This window comes from Sphingopyxis macrogoltabida, from assembly GCF_001314325.1.
GTDB classification, from domain to species: domain Bacteria; phylum Pseudomonadota; class Alphaproteobacteria; order Sphingomonadales; family Sphingomonadaceae; genus Sphingopyxis; species Sphingopyxis macrogoltabida.
In genome coordinates, this window is record NZ_CP009429.1 from 4,897,874 (window position 1) to 4,915,191 (window position 17,318).

Consider the following 17,318-nt stretch of genomic DNA (forward strand, 5'->3'; position numbering starts at 1 on the left):
AAGATAGGGGTTTGGACCCTAGTCAGCTTCTGGCAAGCTTTGGCGCGGCACAAGCGGCTTGTGCGCGGCGTCCGCTTGCGGTTAAGAGGCGCGAGAGCATGCGCGGCCGCTGCGAAAGACAGGCGGGCAGGCGCAACGGAGATTGTCGAATGCGGAATTTCATGCCCAAGCTTCCTGCCTCGCGCGCGCGCCTGCTTGCCGTCGGACTGATGGTCGCGCTGACCGCGAGCGGATGTACGCAGATGAAGGGGCGGCAGGGTTATGTCGTCGATCCGGTGCTGACGCAGGCGATCACGCCCGGCGTCGACAATCGCGAGTCGGTCGAAAAGACGCTCGGACGTCCGACCTTCGTCGGCCAGTTCAGCAACAATGAATATTATTATGTATCGCGCGAAACGCGGCAGCTCGCCTTCGCCAATCCGCGCCCGATCGCACAGCAGGTGCTGCGTGTCCGCTTCGATCCCGCCGGCAATGTCGCGGCGGTCGACAAGACCGGGCTCGAACTGGTGAGCAAGCTCAACCCCGAAGGCGACAAGACCCCGACGCTGGGCCGCCATCGCAGCTTCTTCGAGGATATTTTCGGCAATATCGGCGCTGTCGGTGCGCCGGGCGCCGGGGCGCCGCCGGGACAGTAAAGGCTCCGTCGCCCCCGCGAAGGCGGGGGCCGCAAGCAGGCTGGTACTACGCCGATAGCGGCCCCCGCCTTCGCGGGGGCGACGATCGAATTACTGCGCGATCCCGCCGGCCGCGAGCACGGCGAGCGTGACCAGATCGGATGCGGTCGATGCCATCGTTGCGACCTGCACCGGCTTTTCCATGCCGACGAGCATCGGGCCGATCACCGCGCCGCCGCCGAGTTCGCGCAGCAGCTTCGCCGACAGATTGGCCGACTGCAGCCCCGGCATCACCAGCACGTTGGCCGGGCCCGACAGGCGGCAGAAGGGGTAGTTCTTCATCACCTTCTCGTTCAGCGCGACGTCGGGCGCCATTTCGCCTTCATATTCGAAGCCCGGGTTCCGCTGGTCGAGGATCGACACCGCATCGCGGATATTGTCGAGCCATTCGCCCGGCGGGTTGCCGAAGGTCGAATAGGAGAGAAAGGCGACGCGCGGCTCGTGCCCCATCCGCCGCGCGACCTGCGCGGTGCGTTCGGCGATATCGGCGAGCATGACGGCCGACGGCCGTTCGTTCACCGTCGTGTCGGCCATGAAGATCGTGTGATGCTGGTCGACAAGGACGTGGATGCCGAAGGGCGTCTTGCCCTCGGCATGGTCGATCACCCGCCGCACTTCGCGCATCGTCTGCGAATAGGTGCGCGTCGTGCCGGTGATCATCGCATCGGCGAGGCCGAGCTTGAGCAGCAATGAGCCGAAGATGTTGCGATCGCGGTTGACCATGCGTTCGGCATCGCGGCGAAGATAACCGCGCCGCTGCAACCGTTCGTAGAGCATGTCGACCATCTGCGGCACATGCGGCGAATTGACGCTGTTGTGCACCTCGAACGATTCGGCATCGGCGACGCCCATCGCGCGCAATTTGTCGTGCAGCCCTTCGCGCCCGACGAGCACCGGAATGCCGTAACCGCCGTCGCGGAACTGGATCGCGGCGCGTAGCACGACTTCCTCTTCGCCCTCGGCAAAAACGACGCGCTTCGGGTTCGACCGCGCGGCTTCATAGGCGAGCGTCAGCACCGACGTCGTCGGGTTGAGCCGGGCGCGGAGGCGGGTGCGATATTCGCCCAAATCCGCGATCGGCCGCTGCGCGACGCCCGTCTGCATCGCCGCTTCGGCGACCGCGGCGGGAACGATTTCCATCAAACGCGGGTCGAAGGGCGAGGGGATGATATATTCGGGGCCAAAGCTCGATGCGCGTCCGCCATAGGCCGCGGCGACTTCCTCGGGCACCTGCTGGCGCGCGAGGTCGGCAATGGCGTAGGCCGCCGCGATCTTCATCTCTTCGTTGATCGCGGTCGCATGGACGTCGAGCGCGCCGCGGAAGATGAAGGGGAAGCACAGCACGTTGTTGACCTGGTTCGGATAGTCCGAACGCCCGGTCGCGATGATCGCGTCGGGTCTTGCGGCACGAGCATCGGGCGGCGATATTTCGGGATCGGGGTTCGCCATCGCGAAGATGATCGGCGCCGGCGCCATGTCCTTGACCATTTCGGGCTTGAGCGCCCCCGCGGCCGAGAGGCCGAGGAAGACGTCGGCACCGATCAGCGCTTCGGTCAGGTTGCGCGCTTCGGTCGGCACGGCATGCGCCGACTTCCACTGGTCCATGCCTTCGGTCCGGCCTTGCCAGATCGTGCCCTTGCGGTCGCACATGATGACATTTTCGTGCCGCACGCCCATCGCCTTGATCAGCGCGGTGCAGGCGATCGCGGCCGCGCCCGCGCCGTTCACGACGACCTTGACGGTCGAAAGGTCGCGCCCGGTCAGGTGACAGGCGTTGATCAGGCCCGCGGCAGTGATGATTGCGGTGCCATGCTGGTCGTCATGGAACACCGGGATGTTCATCTTTTCCTTCAGCGCCTGCTCGATGATGAAGCAGTTCGGCGCGGCGATATCTTCGAGGTTGATGCCGCCGAAGCTCGGTTCGAGCAGCGCGACAGCGTCGATGAACGCCTGCGGATCTTCGGTATCGACCTCGAGGTCGATCGAATCGACGTCGGCGAAGCGTTTGAACAAGACCGCCTTGCCTTCCATCACCGGCTTCGAGGCGAGCGCGCCGAGGTTGCCGAGGCCGAGGATCGCGGTGCCGTTCGAGATCACCGCGACCAGATTGCCCTTGATCGTATAGTCATAGGCCTTGGCCGGGTCCGCGGCGATCGCGTTGACCGGAACGGCGACGCCGGGCGAATAGGCAAGGCTGAGGTCGCGCTGCGTCGCCATCGGCTTCGACGCGACGATCTCGATTTTCCCGGGCCGGCCATATTCGTGGTAGAGCAGGGCCTCGCGGTCGGAAAACTGCACCTTGCTGCCACTATCCATCGTCTATCCTCTCCTCTGATCCACACGACGCGCGCCCGATCTCTTTCCTAGACCCGGTTTCGGCATTGCCGAAACCATAATCCATACCGGTCCACTCGCTATGGCTTACCCCCAGGAACATTAATCCCCTAGCGTCACCCGGGCCGATTGTAACCGCGAATGTTGCAGGCGCATGCCTTGCCATGTCGCCCCCAATCACTAAGCAGGGCGAATGCCCGCGACCGCCCCGAAACCTGCCAACAGCAACGCCGCACCCGCCGCCCATCCCGCCGCAACGCCGATGATGGCCCAATATTGGTCGCTGAAGGACAAGGCCGGCGATTGCCTGCTCTTCTATCGCATGGGCGATTTTTTCGAGCTGTTTTTCGACGATGCCAAGGCCGCGGCGGCGACGCTCGACATCGCGCTGACGTCGCGCGGCGAACATGGCGGCGAACCCGTGCCGATGTGCGGCGTGCCCGTCCACGCTGCCGAATCCTATCTGGCGCGGCTGATCCGCGCCGGCCACCGCGTCGCGATCGCCGAACAGGTCGAAAGCCCCGCCGAGGCCAAGGCGCGCGGCGGGTCGAAAGCGCTGGTGGCGCGGGCGATCGTCCGATTCGTCACCGCCGGCACGCTGACCGAGGAGAGCCTGCTCGAGGGACGCAGCGCCAATCGCCTCGCCGCGATGGCCGAGGTCGGCAGCGACGGCGAGGTCGCGATTGCCGCCGCAGATATCTCGACCGGACGTTTCGAGGTCGTTGCGGTACGCCGCGAGGCGGTCGATGCCGAACTCGCACGGCTCGCGCCGTCCGAACTGCTGGTGAGCGAGGCGGCGGAGGCGCCGGTCGCGGGCGCGCGGCAGATCGTGCGGCGGCCGGCGGGTGAATTTGCCAGTACCGCGGGGCAGAAACGGCTCGAAGCCTTGTTCGGCGTCCAGACGCTCGACGGCTTCGGTACCTTTTCGCGCGGTGAAATTGCCGCGATGGGGGCGATTGCCGCCTATCTCGATCATGTCGGGACCGGTTCGGCGGTCTTTCTCCAGCCGCCACTGCGCGTCTCAGCCTCGGATCGCATGGCGATCGACGCCGCGACGCGCGAAAGCCTCGAACTCGTCCGCACCATGGCCGGCGCCCGCGACGGTAGCCTTCTCGGGACGATCGACCGAACCGTGACTGCGGCGGGGGCGCGGCTGCTCGCCGACGACCTCGCGAGTCCGCTCACCGACAAAGGCGCGATCCTCGACCGGCTCGACCTGGTCGACAGCCTTGCGCGCGATGCGCTGTGGCGCGGCGAGCTGCGCGCGACCCTGCGGGCACTCCCCGATGCCGGACGCGCGCTCGGACGTCTTGTGGCGGGACGCGGCGGCCCTCGCGACCTTGCGCAGCTCCGCGACGCGCTCGGCGGGGCGCGGCTGCTCCGCGCACATCTCGCGCGCCGCGCCGATCTGCCGCCGCTCCTCGCGCGGCTGCTGCCGGGGCTCGACGGCCATGGCGCGCTCGTCGACGAACTGACGCGCGCGCTGATCGAAACGCCGCCGGTCGACGCCGCGCAGGGCGGCTATATCGCCGAGGGTTACGATCATGCCCTCGACGCGCTGCGCGAAACGGCCCGCGACGGACGCAAGGCGATCGCGGTGCTCGAGGCGGGCTATCGCGACCGCACCGGCATCGCGTCGCTCAAGATTCGTCACAATGGCGTGCTCGGCTATCATGTCGAAGTACCGGCGAAGCACGCCGACGCGCTGATGGCGCCCGACTCGGGCTTCACCCATCGCCAGACGCTCGCGGGAGTCGTCCGCTTCAATTCGGCGGATCTCCACGAGGCGGCGAGCCGGGTGACGCAGGCGGGCGTCCACGCGCTCGGGGCGGAGGCGGCGCATCTCGAAACGCTGACCGAGCAGGCGACGCAGCGGTGCGAAGCGATCGCGGCATCGTGCGACGTGCTCGCGCGGATCGACGTCGCTGCGGCGCTCGCCGACCATGCGATGAGCCACAACTGGTGCCGCCCCGACCTCGCCGACGAGCCCTGTCTCGACGTGAGCGGCGGCCGCCATCCGGTGGTCGAGGCGGCGCTCGCGAAATCGGGCGAGCGCTTCGTTCCCAACGACGTCTCGCTGTCGGAAGCCGACCGGCTCTGGCTCGTCACCGGCCCGAACATGGGCGGTAAATCGACCTTCCTCCGCCAGAACGCGCTGATCGTCGTGCTTGCGCAGGCGGGTGGTTTCGTGCCCGCTGCGACCGCGAAGCTCGGCTTGGTCGACCGGCTGTTCAGCCGCGTCGGGGCGAGCGACAATCTGGCCCGCGGGCGCTCGACCTTCATGGTCGAAATGGTCGAGACCGCCGCGATCCTTGCGCAGGCGACCCCGCAAAGCTTCGTCATCCTCGACGAGGTCGGGCGCGGCACCTCGACCTATGACGGGCTCGCGCTCGCCTGGTCGGTGGTCGAAGCGGTGCACGAGGTCAACAAGTGCCGCTGCCTGTTCGCGACCCATTATCACGAGCTGACGCGGCTCGCCGAAACGCTGACCGCGCTGTCGCTCCATCACGTCCGCGCGCGCGAATGGCAGGGCGATCTGGTGCTGCTCCACGAGGTGGCAGAGGGTCCCGCCGATCGCAGCTATGGCCTTGCCGTCGCGCGGCTCGCCGGAGTACCGGCGGGGGTGGTCAAGCGCGCCGAGGCGGTGCTTGCGAAGCTCGAGGCGGGACGCCAGGCGACCGGCGGGCTCGCCGCCGGGCTCGACGACCTGCCGCTGTTCGCCGCGACGCTCGCCGCCGCGCCGGTGGCGACCAGGGATGCGCTGCGCGAGGCGCTCGGCGCGATCGATCCCGACGCGCTCGCGCCGCGCGAGGCGCTCGACGCGCTTTATACGCTCAAGCGGCTGTTGGCGGACGAGGCATGAGCGACCTGTTCGACAATCTCGACCAGCGCCGCGCGATCATCGACCGGCGCGAGCTGGCCGGGCGGCTCGATGCGATCGCCGCCGAGAACAGCGATCCCGGCGTACGCCGCCGCGCGATGGTCGCGCTGCTCAGGGACGCGCTCGACAAGGGGCGGAGCGAAATCGAACACCGGCTGCTCGCCCATCCCTCGTCGGGGCGGCTTGCGGCGAGCGCCACCGCCTTCCTGATCGACCAGATCGTCCGCCTCAGCCACGATTTCACCGTCGGCCACCTTTATCCCGCCGGCAACCGTTCGGCGGGCGAGCGGATCACGTTGATTGCGGTCGGCGGCTATGGGCGCGGCGAAATGGCGCCGCACAGCGACATCGACATCGGCTTCCTGACCCCGTTCAAGCAGACGAGCTGGACCGAGCAGGTGATCGAGGCGCAGCTTTACACGCTCTGGGATCTCGGGCTGAAGGTCGGCCATTCGAGCCGCTCGATCGACGAGATGGTGCGCGCCGCGAAGGACGATCTGACGATCCGCACCGCGCTGCTCGAAGGGCGCTTCATCTGGGGCGACCGCGACCTCTACGATCAGGCGTCGGCGCGCTTCGATGCCGAGGTCGTCGCCGGCAATGCACGCGCCTTCGTTGCCGACAAGCTTGCCGAGCGCGACGAGCGGCACAAGCGCATGGGCGATTCGCGTTACGTCGTCGAACCCAATGTGAAGGAAGGGAAGGGCGGGCTCCGCGACCTCCACACCCTGTTCTGGATCGGCAAGTTCATCCACCGCGTGCGCACCGTTCCCGAACTGGTCGATGCGGGCCTGCTTTCGGCGCGCGAACTTCGCCAGTTCGCGCGCGCCGAGAATTTCCTGCTCGCGGTGCGTTGCCACCTCCACGTCCTCGCCGGGCGCGCCGAGGACCGGCTGACCTTCGACTTCCAGCCCGAGATCGCGCGCCGGATGCAGTTCGCCGACCGCCCCGGCAAGAGCGCGGTCGAGCGCTTCATGCAGCTCTATTTCCTCCACGCCAAAAGCGTCGGCGACGTCACCGGGACTTTCCTCGCGCATCTCGACGACCAGCTTGCGGCGCGCGGACGGCGTTTCCTGCCGACGATCCGGCGGCGGCCGGGCAAGCTCAACGGCTTCGTCCTCGACCGCGGCCGGCTTGCCTTGCCATCGGACGATTTCTTCCAGCAGGACCCGGTGCGGCTCGTCGAGATCTTCGCGCTCGCCGACAAGCACGGGCTCGAAATCCATCCGCAGGCGATGCGGCAAGCGCGCCACGATGCCAAGCTGATCGAAACGCAAGGGGTGCGCCGCAATGCGCGCGCCAACGAACTGTTCCTCGACGTGCTGACCAGCCCGCGCGATCCCGAAACGGTGCTGCGCTGGATGAACGAAGCCGGGGTGTTCGGCCGCTTCGTGCCCGATTTCGGCCGCGTCGTCGCGCAGATGCAGTTCGACATGTATCATCATTATACGGTCGACGAGCATACGATCCGCGCGATCGGCCTGTTGTCCGATATCGAGCAGGCCCGGCTGAAAGACGATCACCCGCTGTCGACCGCGATCATGGGACAGCTGCAGTCGCGGCGCGTCATCTATTGCGCGGTGCTGCTCCACGATATCGCCAAGGGGCGCGGCGGCGACCATAGCGTGCTTGGCGCCGAACTTGCTTTGCGGGTGTGCCCACGGCTGGGGCTGACCCCTGCCGAGACCGAAACCGTTTCGTGGCTCGTCCGCTATCATCTTCTGATGTCGGCGACCGCGTTCAAGCGCGACCTTGCCGATTTCAAGACGATCCTCGATTTCGCGGGGCAGGTGCAGTCGCCCGAGCGGCTCCGCCTGCTGCTCGTGCTCACGGTGGTCGATATCCGTGCCGTCGGCCCCGGCGTCTGGAACAGCTGGAAACGCCAGTTGCTCACCGAGCTGTTTGACGCCGCCGAGGAAGTGCTGCGCCTTGGGCACAAGCAGAAGGGCCGCGAATCACGGATCGCGGGCAAGAAGGAAGCCGTCGCCGCGCTGCTCCGCCTCGACGAGAAAGCTTTCGCCAAACTCGCGCGGCGCCTGCCCGAAAGCTACTGGATCGCCGAATCGGTCGAGGTCATCGCCGCCAACCTGATCCATATCCAGCAGGCCGGGAACGCCCCGCTGCATATCGCCGCGGTGCCCGACGACGATCGCGGCGCGACGCTGGTGATGGTGCTTGCCGCCGACCATCCGGGGCTTTTCTATCGCATCGCCGGGGGCATCCACCTTGCGGGCGGCAATATCATCGACGCCCGCATCCACACGACACGCGACGGACTGGCGCTCGACAATTTTCTTGTCCAGGATCCGCTGGGACGGCCTTTTGCCGAGGCCGAGCAGATCGTCCGGCTGACCCGGGCGATCGAGGATGCGCTCGCCAACCGCCACCGGCTGCTGCCCAAGCTCGAAGCGCGGGCGTTGCCGCGGACGCGTGCCGAGGCGTTCCGTGTCGTTCCCAATGTCTTTATCGACAATAAGGCTTCGAACCGTTTTACGGTGATCGAGGTCAATGCGCAGGACCGCCCGGCGCTGCTCAACCAGCTTGCCTATGCGCTGTTCCAGTCGAAGGTCACGGTGCATTCGGCGCATGTCGCGACCTATGGCGAGCGTGCGGTCGACACCTTCTATGTCACCGACCTGATCGGCGACAAGATCGACGGCGCGGCGCGGGTCAAATCGCTCGAAAAGCGCCTGCTCGAAGCCGCGACAAGCCAGAGCGAAGACGCGGTCGCCGCCTAAAGCGATAGTTTTTCTGGTCATTCAGGCCAGTTTTTCTGCGCGTTGACCTTCCTCAGCGAGAGATTTAGCCACGCTGGCAATAGAAAATCGAGGAGGGTCATATGCCGGATTTCTCACGCCGCCAGCTTGTCGGCAGCGCCTTGGCCGCGACGGTCGCAGCGCCCTTCATCAGCCGCCCGGTCCGCGCCGAGAGCGCGGCCTATCCGCCGCGCACCTATCCCAAGCGCGTCGTCGATCTGGTGAACGAGGCGCTGGTGATCGACATGTTGCACCCGATCCTGATCGACGAGGGTCCGGCGCCGATGACCGACAAGCTCGCCGAGGAATATCGGACGAGCGGCGTCAACGCGATCCTGCAGGGGGTCGGCATCCGCGACCCCGAAGCGCGCGATCAGGTGCTGTCCTATTATGCGCTGTGGGGCCATTATGTGCAGGTCAACAGCCATGTCTTCACCGGCGTCGACAAGATGGCCGACATCCTCCGCGCCAAGCGTGACGGCAAGGTCGCGGTGATCATGGGCATGCAGAACGCCGACCATTTCCAGAAGGTCGAGGATGTCGAATTCTTCTACAAGCTCGGCCAGCGCGTCTCGCAGCTTACCTATAACTGGCAGAACCGCCTCGGCTCGGGCTCGACCGAGCGCGTCGACGGCGGCATCACCGACTATGGCGTGGCGATCATCGAGGCGATGAACAAGGTCGGTATGCTGATCGACGTGTCGCACAGCGGCGACAAGACGACGCTCGACGCGATCGAGCTGTCGCCGAAACCGATCGCGATCACCCACAGCAATTGCCGGGCGCTCAACAACCATCCGCGGCTCAAGACCGACGAGGCGATCAAGGCGCTCGCCGCCAAGGGCGGTGTGTTCGGCATCGCGGGGGTGCGCAACTTCGTGACCGCGCAGGAACCGACGACCCTGCCCAATATCGTCGATCATATCGACCATGCGGTGAAGCTGGTCGGGATCGAGCATGTCGGGATCGGCAGCGACCTCGACAATCACGGCTATGACGACATGCCGCCCGAGTTGCAGAAGGCGATGAAGGGCATGCTGAAGTCGAGCTACGCCTGGCGCGACAAGATCGACACCGACGGTTTCGACCATCCGCGCCGCATCTATGACCTGACCGAGGAACTGATGCGTCGCCGCTATTCGAACGACAATATCAAGGCGATCCTCGGCGGCAATTTCCAGCGCCTGCTGACCGCGACCTGGGGCGGGTAGAGGCAAACAGCGCTATATTATCGTCATCCCGGCCTGCGCCGGGATGACGAATATAGAATGACGTGAGGGGCATATTACCCTCGCAGCACCGCCCCCAGTTTTGCCGCCGCCGCGACCACCTTGTCGGCAATCGCCTTCAGCTCCGCGTCGGCAAAGCTTTTTTCCACCGGCTGCAATTCGACCTCGACTGCGAGGCTGACCTGGCCTTCGGGCACGCCCTGACCGGCAAAGCGGTCGAACAGCCGCGCCTCGACGATGCTCGCCTTGTCGGCGGCGCGGATCGCGCGCACCAGATCGGCGGCGGCCAGCGTCGCGGGGGCGAGGAAGGCGAAGTCGCGGCGCACCGATTGCAGGGCGGGCGGTGTAAAGGCCGGCCGCGCCGGCCCGCTCGCGCGCTTCGCCGGGATCGCATCGAGGAAGATCTGCACCGCCATCACCGGCCCGTCGACGTCGAAACCGCGGGTCAGCGCCGGGTGGAGCGCGCCGAATTCGGCGAGCACCGCCTTGGGGCCGAGCCGCAGCGTCGCCGACTGGCCCGGATGCCAGATTTGCCCGGCGGCGACGGGCTCCATCACCTGCAGCCGGTCGGCGGGGGCCCCGGCGGCCTCGAGCAGCGCCAGCGCCGCCGCCTTGGCGTCGAAGGCGTCGAAGGGTGCGGCCTTGCCCGTCTGCCAGCCGCGCGCGCTTCGGTCGCCCGCCATCAGGACGGCGAGCGTCGGACGTTCGGCGTCGGCAAGATAGCGGCGACCGATCTCGAACAGCCGGATGCTGTCGGCGCCGCGATGCTGGTTGCGCTGTGCCGCGGCGAGCAGGCCGGGGAGCAGCGACGGGCGCATGACCTTCAGATCCTCGCTGATCGGGTTGGCGAGCGTCCAGGTGCCGCCGCCGAAGGGCGCGGCGTCGCGTTCGCTGACGAACGACCAGGTGACCGCTTCGTGGAAGCCTGACGAGGCCGCGGCGCGGCGCAGGCGGCGTTCGAGCAGCTGGTCGGCGGTCGCGGTCGGTTTGGCGACCCCGTCGCTGCGCGGCAGCGGCGTCGAGGGGATCGCGTCGAAGCCGTGGATGCGCGTGACTTCCTCGACCACGTCGGGGGCGCCGTCCATATCGCGGCGCCAGCTCGGCACCGCGACCTGCCAATGCGTGCCCTGTTCGATGATGCCGAAGCCAAGCGCGGTGAGAATGTCCCGCTGGCGCTCGGCATCGATGGCGATGCCGCCCAGCGTTTCAGCGCGGGCCGGATCATAATCGATATGGTGCGTCCCGACCGGCGGCGTGCCGGCGCGGGTGATCGCCGAAGGCGTGCCGCCGCAGATCGCGAGGACATGGCCGGTGACGATCGCCGTCGCATCGTCGAGGAAGGCGGGATCGACGCCGCGTTCGAAGCGGCTGCGCGCGTCGCTGGTCAGGCCGAGCGCCTGCCCGGTGAGCGCGATGCGCTCGGGGGTAAAATAAGCGATTTCGATCAGGACGTCGGTCGTCGTCTCGCTGCACCCGCTATGTTCGCCGCCCATGATGCCCGCGATGTCGTGGACGCCGCTGCCGTCGGCGATCACCGTCATCGTGCCGGTGAGCGTGTACTCCTTGCCGTTGAGCGCGGTGACCATCTCGCCATCCTTGGCGCGCCGTGCGACGAGCGCGCCATCGAGCTTGGCACGGTCATAGATATGGCTCGGGCGGCCGAGGTCGAACATCACATAGTTGCTGATGTCGACGAGCGCCGAGATCGAACGCTGCCCGACCGCTTCCAGCCGGCGGCGCATCCATTCGGGGGCCGTGCCGTTCGTGACGCCGCCGATCGTGCGGCCGTAGAAGGCGGGACAGCCCTCGGGATCGTCGGTCCGGATTTCGGTTGCAGGCGCGCCTTCGCCGGCGATCGTCGGGACGTCGAGCGGCTTCAATGTGCCGAGCCCGGCGGCGGCGAGGTCGCGCGCGATGCCGCGCACGCCCATGCAGTCCTGCCGGTTCGGGGTGATCGAGATGTCGATCACCGGATCGCCCGCACCCGAATAGTCGGCGAAAGCGGTGCCGACCGGTGCGTCGGCGGGTAATTCGATGATGCCGTCATGATCGTCGCCGAGTTCGAGCTCGCGCGTCGAACACATCATGCCGTTCGATTCGACGCCGCGTACCGCCGCGACCTTCAGCTCCATGCCGTTCGCCGGCACGACCGCGCCGGGCAGTCCGAGCACGCCGACGAGGCCGGCGCGCGCGTTCGGGGCGCCGCAGACGACGGTGAGCGGGATACCCCCATTCACCTCTGGGCCGCTGTCGACGGTCAGCACCTGCAGCTTGTCGGCCTGCGGGTGCTTCTCGGCGGTCAGCACCCTGGCGACACGGAAGCCCGCAAGCTTTTCGGCCGGATTTTCGACGCCTTCCACCTCGTGACCGATGCGGTTGAGGGTCGCGATGACGTCCTCGACGGCGAAATCGCCGTCGAGATGTTCGCGGAGCCAGTCGAGGGTGATCTTCATGCCGAAATCCCCCCGCTCAGCGTCGGCACGCTCAGCGCGCCGAACCCGTAATGCGACAGCCACCTAAGGTCGCCGTCGAAGAAGGCGCGGAGGTCGTCCATGCCATATTTGAGCATCGCCAGCCGGTCGATGCCGGCGCCGAAAGCAAAGCCCTGCCATTCGTCGGGATCGAGCCCGCAATTGGCGATGACGCGGCGATTGACCATGCCGCTGCCGAGCAGTTCCATCCACGCATGGCCTTCGTCGTCGCCGTTGCCGCCGACGATGCGGCGGCCCTTTTCCTGTTTATAGCCGACGTCGACCTCCGCCGAGGGTTCGGTGAAGGGGAAGTAGGAGGGGCGCAGGCGCAGCACGATGTCGTCGCGCTCGAAATATGCCTTGAGGAAGGTTTCGAGCGTCCATTTGAGGTGGCCCATATGGATGCCGCGATCGATCACCAGCCCTTCGACCTGATGGAACATCGGCGTGTGCGTCGCGTCGCTGTCGCTGCGATAGACGCGGCCCGGCGCGATGATGCGGATCGGCGGCTCCTGCGCCATCATCGTGCGGATCTGCACCGGCGAGGTGTGGGTGCGCAGCAGCATCGCGCGGCCCTCGGCATCGTTCATCTGCGCCGGGAAATAGAAAGTGTCGTGCATCGCGCGCGCCGGATGCGTTTCGGGGATGTTGAGCGCGGTGAAGTTGCGCCAGTCGTCCTCGATTTCGGGGCCGGTCGCGACCGCGAAGCCCATGTCGGCGAAGATTTCGGCGAGCTCGTCCATCACCTGGCTCACCGGATGGACGCTGCCGAGCGGCTTCGCGTCGGCGGGCAGCGTCATGTCGAGCCGCTCGGCGGCGAGCTTCGTTTCGAGCGCCGCGCCCTCGAGCGCCGCCTTGCGCGTCGTCAGCGCGGCGGTCACCGCCTCGCGCAGGCCGTGGATTGCGGGACCCTGCGCCTGACGTTCCTCGGGGCTCATGCCGCCGAGCGTCTTCAAGAGCGCGGTGATGCTGCCGGCTTTTCCGAGCGCGCCGACGCGCAGCGCCTCGATCGCGTCGAGGTCGGCGGCGGCCGCTATGTCGGCCACGAGCCGCGCCTGCATCGCCTGAAGTTCGCTCATCGTCGTTCGTCCTGCTCCGGCGCGCCTGTGGCTGCCGGCCTGTCTGTTTCGTTATTGCCGGATACGGCGGCTGCCCGCGCGCGCCCGCCCGCCGCTTGCACCGAAGACGCGGCGCCGGTCAAGCCTCCAAGCTGGCCTGAGGGCTAGTCCGCCGGCTTGTGCAGCCCCTGCACGGCCGCTCCCGCCGCCGCGGCGCGCGCGAAAGCAGCGGCACCGAGGATCGGTTTGGGGCGTGCCGCATAGGCCCGCGGGCTCATCCCCATGAAACGGCGGAAGTCGCGGGTGAATTGCGCCTGGTCATAATATTGGTGGTCGAGGGTATCGATCCACGCCATCGACGGATCGAGCATGAAGCGCCCCAGCGACCGCAGGAAACGCTGGCGTCGCAACAGCAATTTGGGCGGAAAGCCGAAAGCGCGATGGCTGAGGCGCTCGACCGTCCGTTCGGAGAGCGCGAGCTTCGCCGCGAGATCGGCGACGCTGGCGAGGTCGTCGTCGACGAGCGCGCGATGCGCCGCGACGATCGCGGGGTCGTCGCGCGGCGTTCCCGCGAGCAGGCCGACAAGATGGCCGTCGATCAGCGCGGCGGCGGCATCGACGTCATTGATGCGCGGCAGCGCGTCGGTCAGCGGCGCGAAGGCGGCGAAGGCCGGGTGCGCTGCGCCGTCGCAAAACCGGTCGGCAAGTTCGGCGGCCGGGAGCGCGAAATATTTCGCCCAGCCGGCGGGCAGGATACCGATTCCCCACGCGCGCATGTTGCCCGCCGCGAAATAGCTCGCCTTGCTCGTCGGGCCGGTCGCGACGAAGGGCGGGGCGGGCACCGCCGGGGCGCCACCGACCCCGGCGAGCGGCGCCTCGCCATCGATGAAGCGCATGTTCGCCCATTCGGGATGCAGATAATCCTCGACCCGCGTTCCGGCGGGAAGGGTGATCTCGGTCAGATAGATGGTGCTGACATAGGGCTTCAGCGCTTCGGATAGCGGGAAGAAACGCGTCACGATCCGCGCGCCGGCGTCCTCTCCCGGATTGTGGATCGCGTCCTTCATGACGTCCATGCTTGCGGCGCCTCACGCAAAAAAACAATAACCTAAGGCACCTTCGTGTCGGGTTCTTACAATTCTTGTCATGATTGCGACGGCATATGTCACCCCATCGGCGCGCTGCCCCGTGTAGAGCGTCAGGGAAACTTCCGCCGGCCGCAAGCTTTCTGCGACCCACGGCAACCGGTTCGGAGGGAGGGGGGCGATGTTCGCATCGTCGGAACGGCGCGAGGGCCTTGCCTTCGCGCCGTTCCTGTTTTTCACTGCCGCCGGCATTCGGCTCGCCGCGTCCGTTGCACGGGCCGGCAGCATGCTATTTGGTGCGGCCCCGTCCGATGCGGCACGGGTGGCTTGCTGTTTGACAGGAGCCTCTCATGTCCAAGCTTTCCGGCTTGCCCGCCGCGCTGTTCCTTGGCTGTGCAGCCGTGACTGCCGTCCCTGCCGTGCAGGCGCAGGGACCGGCTGCTTCGTGGACCGCCGGTACCAAAGTTTACGACCAGAATGGCGAAGAGGTTGGCCGGATTGTCAAAGTGGTCGGCGACAGGATCGCGGTCGGGATCGGCGCCAGCGGCCTCGTGGTCCCGAAGGACGCTTTTGTGACGACCCCGAAAGGTCCGGCGCTGAAGGCGTCAAAAGACAAAATTGTCGCGGTGCTGAAGCAGGCCGAGGCCGATGCGGCGGCGGTCGACGGGGCGTTGAAGCCAGGGGCGGAGGTTCGCAGCGCCGATGGCGCCGCCGTGCTTGCTACGGTCAAGTCGATAGCGCCGCAGGGGGCGGTGCTGGCCACCAAGGACGGCAATATCACGATGCCGCGCGCCGCATTTTTCCTGTCGAAAAAAGGCTTGGCGGTGAAGGTGAACGAGAAGCAGTTCGTCGACGGGGTCAGGGCGGCACGCGCAGGGAAGCAGGGCGGATGAGACGCCTCGCGCGGGGGGCCGTCAACGAAAAAGGGCGGCCCCGCAGGACCGCCCTTGTTTCTTTGCTTCGGCTGGAAAGCGTCAGGCTGCCTTGGGCAGCGCCGCCTTCGCCTGCGCGATGATCGCGGTGAACACGCCGCCTTCGTTCATCGCAAGGTCGGCCATGACCTTCCGGTCGAGTTCGATCCCGGCCAGCTTCACGCCGTGCATGAACTGCGAATAGGTCAGGCCTTCGGCGCGGACCGCGGCGTTGATGCGCTGGATCCAGAGCGCGCGGAAGCTCCGCTTCTTTACCTTGCGGTCGCGGTAAGCATATTGGCCGGCCTTTTCGACCGCCTGCTTGGCGACGCGGATGGTGTTCTTGCGACGGCCATAATAGCCCTTCGCCTGGTCCAGGATCCGCTTGTGCTTGGCGTGCGTGGTGACGCCGCGTTTGATGCGTGACATGGTCTAGCGCTCCTTACTTCAGGCCGTAGGGCGCCCAGAGGCGCACATGGGCCGCGTCCGAATCGCTGAGCACGCTGGTGCCGCGGTTGGTGCGGATATATTTCGAGTTATGCGAAATCAGGCGGTGGCGCTTGCCGGCGACGCCGTGCTTCACCTTGCCCGAGGCGGTGAATTTGAAGCGTTTCTTCACACCGCTCTTGGTCTTCATCTTGGGCATTTTGGTCTCCTTTTGAAGTCCGTTTGCGTATCGGCCTGGCAGCCCTTTCAGCCAGCCGGTACAATCGGAAGCGGCGCGCCTAGACGGATTCGCCCGGAATTGCAAGCGCGGGAGGCTTAAAAGCTCGCCCCGTCGACCTTCTGGATAGTCAGCGCGTCGAGATCGGCGGCGGGGACGCAGCGCAGGTTGACCGCCGCCATCTTCGCGCCGTCGGGGCCGGTGCCGACCGAAAAGCTCTGGCAGCCGCAGGCCGTGCAGAATTGATGGTCGATATTATGCTTGTTGAACGTGTACGACGCGAGGCTGTCGGCGCCGCTGTCGAGCCGGAAGCGGTCGATCGGAACGAAGGTCAAAAGGAAACCCTTGCGGCGGCAGTGCGAGCAGTTGCAACTCATCGCCTCGCCCGGAATGTCGCCCTCGACCGTGTAGCTCACCGCGCCGCAGTGACAGCTTCCCTCATATGCCATGGCGTCATCCTTCCTTGCGATCAGTGGTTGCAGGCGAGTCCTTCGATAACGTCCTCGAGCCGCGCGGGATCCCCGAGCGCGATGACATGGCCCGCGCTGTCGGCATTCAGCGGATCGCCGTTCCAGTCGCACATCGTTCCGCCCGCCCCCTCGACGACCGGCACCAGCGCGGCGAAATCGTGGAGCTTCAGCCCCGCCTCGACGACCATGTCGATATGGCCGCTGGCGAGCAGCCCGTAATTGTAGCAGTCGCCGCCGAAGACCATGCGCTTGTGCGAGGTCTTCGCGGCGAGCGCCATGAAATGCTCGCCGTCGTGATCGCTGAAATATTGCGGCCCGGTGGTCGCGAGCACCGCCTCGCCGAGCGTGCGGCAGCTCCGCGTGCGGACCGGCCGGCCGTTGAACAAAGTCGGCTGCCCGACGGCGCCGACCCAGCGTTCGCCGGCGATCGGCTGGTCGATGATGCCGAGCACCGGCCAGCCGTCCTGCAGCAGCGCGATCAGCGTGCCGAAGATCGGGCGCCCGGCCATGAAGCTGACGGTGCCGTCGATCGGGTCGAGCACCCATTGGCGGCTCGCCTCGGTGCGCTCGGCGCCATATTCCTCGCCGATGATGCCGTCGCGCGGCGCTTCGGCGTCGAGCAGGCGGCGCATCGCGGCTTCGGCGGCACGGTCGGCCTCGGTCACCGGCGAGGCATCGGCCTTAGCTTCGTGGGCCCAGGCCGAGCGGAACAGCGGACGGATCGCGGCGCCCGCCGCATCGGCGAGGCGATGGGCGAGGGCGATGTCGGATTCGAGCGTCATGCG

Annotated in this window: 13 protein-coding genes; 5 read left to right on the forward strand and 8 right to left on the reverse strand. The window is 66.9% G+C overall.

Annotated features, from left to right (window positions below):
- Positions 1–161: 161 nt before the first annotated feature.
- A complete protein-coding gene (locus LH19_RS23655; protein WP_145923667.1) occupies positions 162–635 on the forward strand; it encodes an outer membrane protein assembly factor BamE in 474 nt (157 codons plus the stop codon).
- A gap of 90 nt (positions 636–725) precedes the next feature.
- On the opposite strand, the gene LH19_RS23660 is transcribed toward LH19_RS23655, so the two are convergent.
- Positions 726–2,990 (reverse strand): NADP-dependent malic enzyme, encoded by a 2,265-nt coding sequence (locus LH19_RS23660; protein ID WP_054732139.1) that lies wholly within the window; start codon positions 2,988–2,990, stop codon positions 726–728.
- 280 nt (positions 2,991–3,270) lie between these two features.
- Here LH19_RS23660 and mutS point away from each other — a divergent pair, with 280 nt between their 5' ends.
- The 3 genes from mutS to LH19_RS23675 all read left to right on the forward strand — a co-directional run bounded on the left by mutS (position 3,271) and on the right by LH19_RS23675 (position 9,856).
- The gene (mutS, locus tag LH19_RS23665; RefSeq protein WP_054734223.1) at positions 3,271–5,871 is read left to right on the forward strand and encodes a DNA mismatch repair protein MutS; all 2,601 of its coding nucleotides are present in this window, start codon (positions 3,271–3,273) and stop codon (positions 5,869–5,871) included.
- On the forward strand, positions 5,868–8,627 hold the full coding sequence (locus tag LH19_RS23670; protein WP_054732141.1) for a [protein-PII] uridylyltransferase: 2,760 nt from the start codon (positions 5,868–5,870) through the stop codon (positions 8,625–8,627). The genes mutS and LH19_RS23670 overlap by 4 nt, the downstream gene beginning before the upstream one ends.
- Positions 8,628–8,728: 101 nt before the next feature.
- On the forward strand, positions 8,729–9,856 hold the full coding sequence (locus LH19_RS23675; RefSeq protein ID WP_054732144.1) for a dipeptidase: 1,128 nt from the start codon (positions 8,729–8,731) through the stop codon (positions 9,854–9,856).
- Between the two features lie 74 nt (positions 9,857–9,930).
- On the opposite strand, the gene pheT is transcribed toward LH19_RS23675, so the two are convergent.
- The 3 genes from pheT to LH19_RS23690 form a co-directional block, all read right to left on the reverse strand.
- Positions 9,931–12,327, reverse strand: a complete 2,397-nt coding sequence (gene pheT, locus LH19_RS23680; RefSeq protein ID WP_054732146.1) for a phenylalanine--tRNA ligase subunit beta — start codon at positions 12,325–12,327, stop codon at positions 9,931–9,933.
- Positions 12,324–13,424: a phenylalanine--tRNA ligase subunit alpha gene (gene pheS / locus LH19_RS23685; protein WP_054732148.1), complete on the reverse strand. Its 1,101-nt coding sequence runs from the start codon at positions 13,422–13,424 to the stop codon at positions 12,324–12,326. Before pheS ends, pheT begins: the two co-directional genes overlap by 4 nt.
- A 143-nt stretch (positions 13,425–13,567) precedes the next feature.
- Positions 13,568–14,479, reverse strand: coding sequence for a helix-turn-helix domain-containing protein (locus LH19_RS23690; protein WP_234716017.1), 912 nt, complete (start codon positions 14,477–14,479; stop codon positions 13,568–13,570).
- 377 nt (positions 14,480–14,856) lie between these two features.
- On the opposite strand from LH19_RS23690, the gene LH19_RS23695 reads away from it, so the two are divergent.
- Positions 14,857–15,381 (forward strand): hypothetical protein, encoded by a 525-nt coding sequence (locus LH19_RS23695; RefSeq protein ID WP_145923582.1) that lies wholly within the window; start codon positions 14,857–14,859, stop codon positions 15,379–15,381.
- Between the two features lie 81 nt (positions 15,382–15,462).
- Here LH19_RS23695 and rplT read toward each other — a convergent pair whose 3' ends face one another.
- The 4 genes from rplT to hisN form a co-directional block, all read right to left on the reverse strand.
- Positions 15,463–15,828 carry a 50S ribosomal protein L20 gene (gene rplT, locus LH19_RS23700; RefSeq protein ID WP_054589714.1) on the reverse strand — a complete coding sequence of 122 codons (366 nt, stop codon included), beginning with the start codon at positions 15,826–15,828 and terminating at the stop codon, positions 15,463–15,465.
- Positions 15,829–15,841: 13 nt separating this feature from the next.
- Positions 15,842–16,045 carry a 50S ribosomal protein L35 gene (gene rpmI / locus LH19_RS23705; RefSeq protein ID WP_037555449.1) on the reverse strand — a complete coding sequence of 68 codons (204 nt, stop codon included), beginning with the start codon at positions 16,043–16,045 and terminating at the stop codon, positions 15,842–15,844.
- Positions 16,046–16,161: 116 nt separating this feature from the next.
- Entirely contained in the window at positions 16,162–16,512 is a 351-nt protein-coding gene (locus LH19_RS23710) for a GFA family protein (protein ID WP_054732153.1), read from the reverse strand.
- 20 nt (positions 16,513–16,532) lie between these two features.
- Positions 16,533–17,315 (reverse strand): histidinol-phosphatase, encoded by a 783-nt coding sequence (gene hisN / locus LH19_RS23715; protein ID WP_054732155.1) that lies wholly within the window; start codon positions 17,313–17,315, stop codon positions 16,533–16,535.
- Positions 17,316–17,318 lie beyond the last annotated feature (3 nt).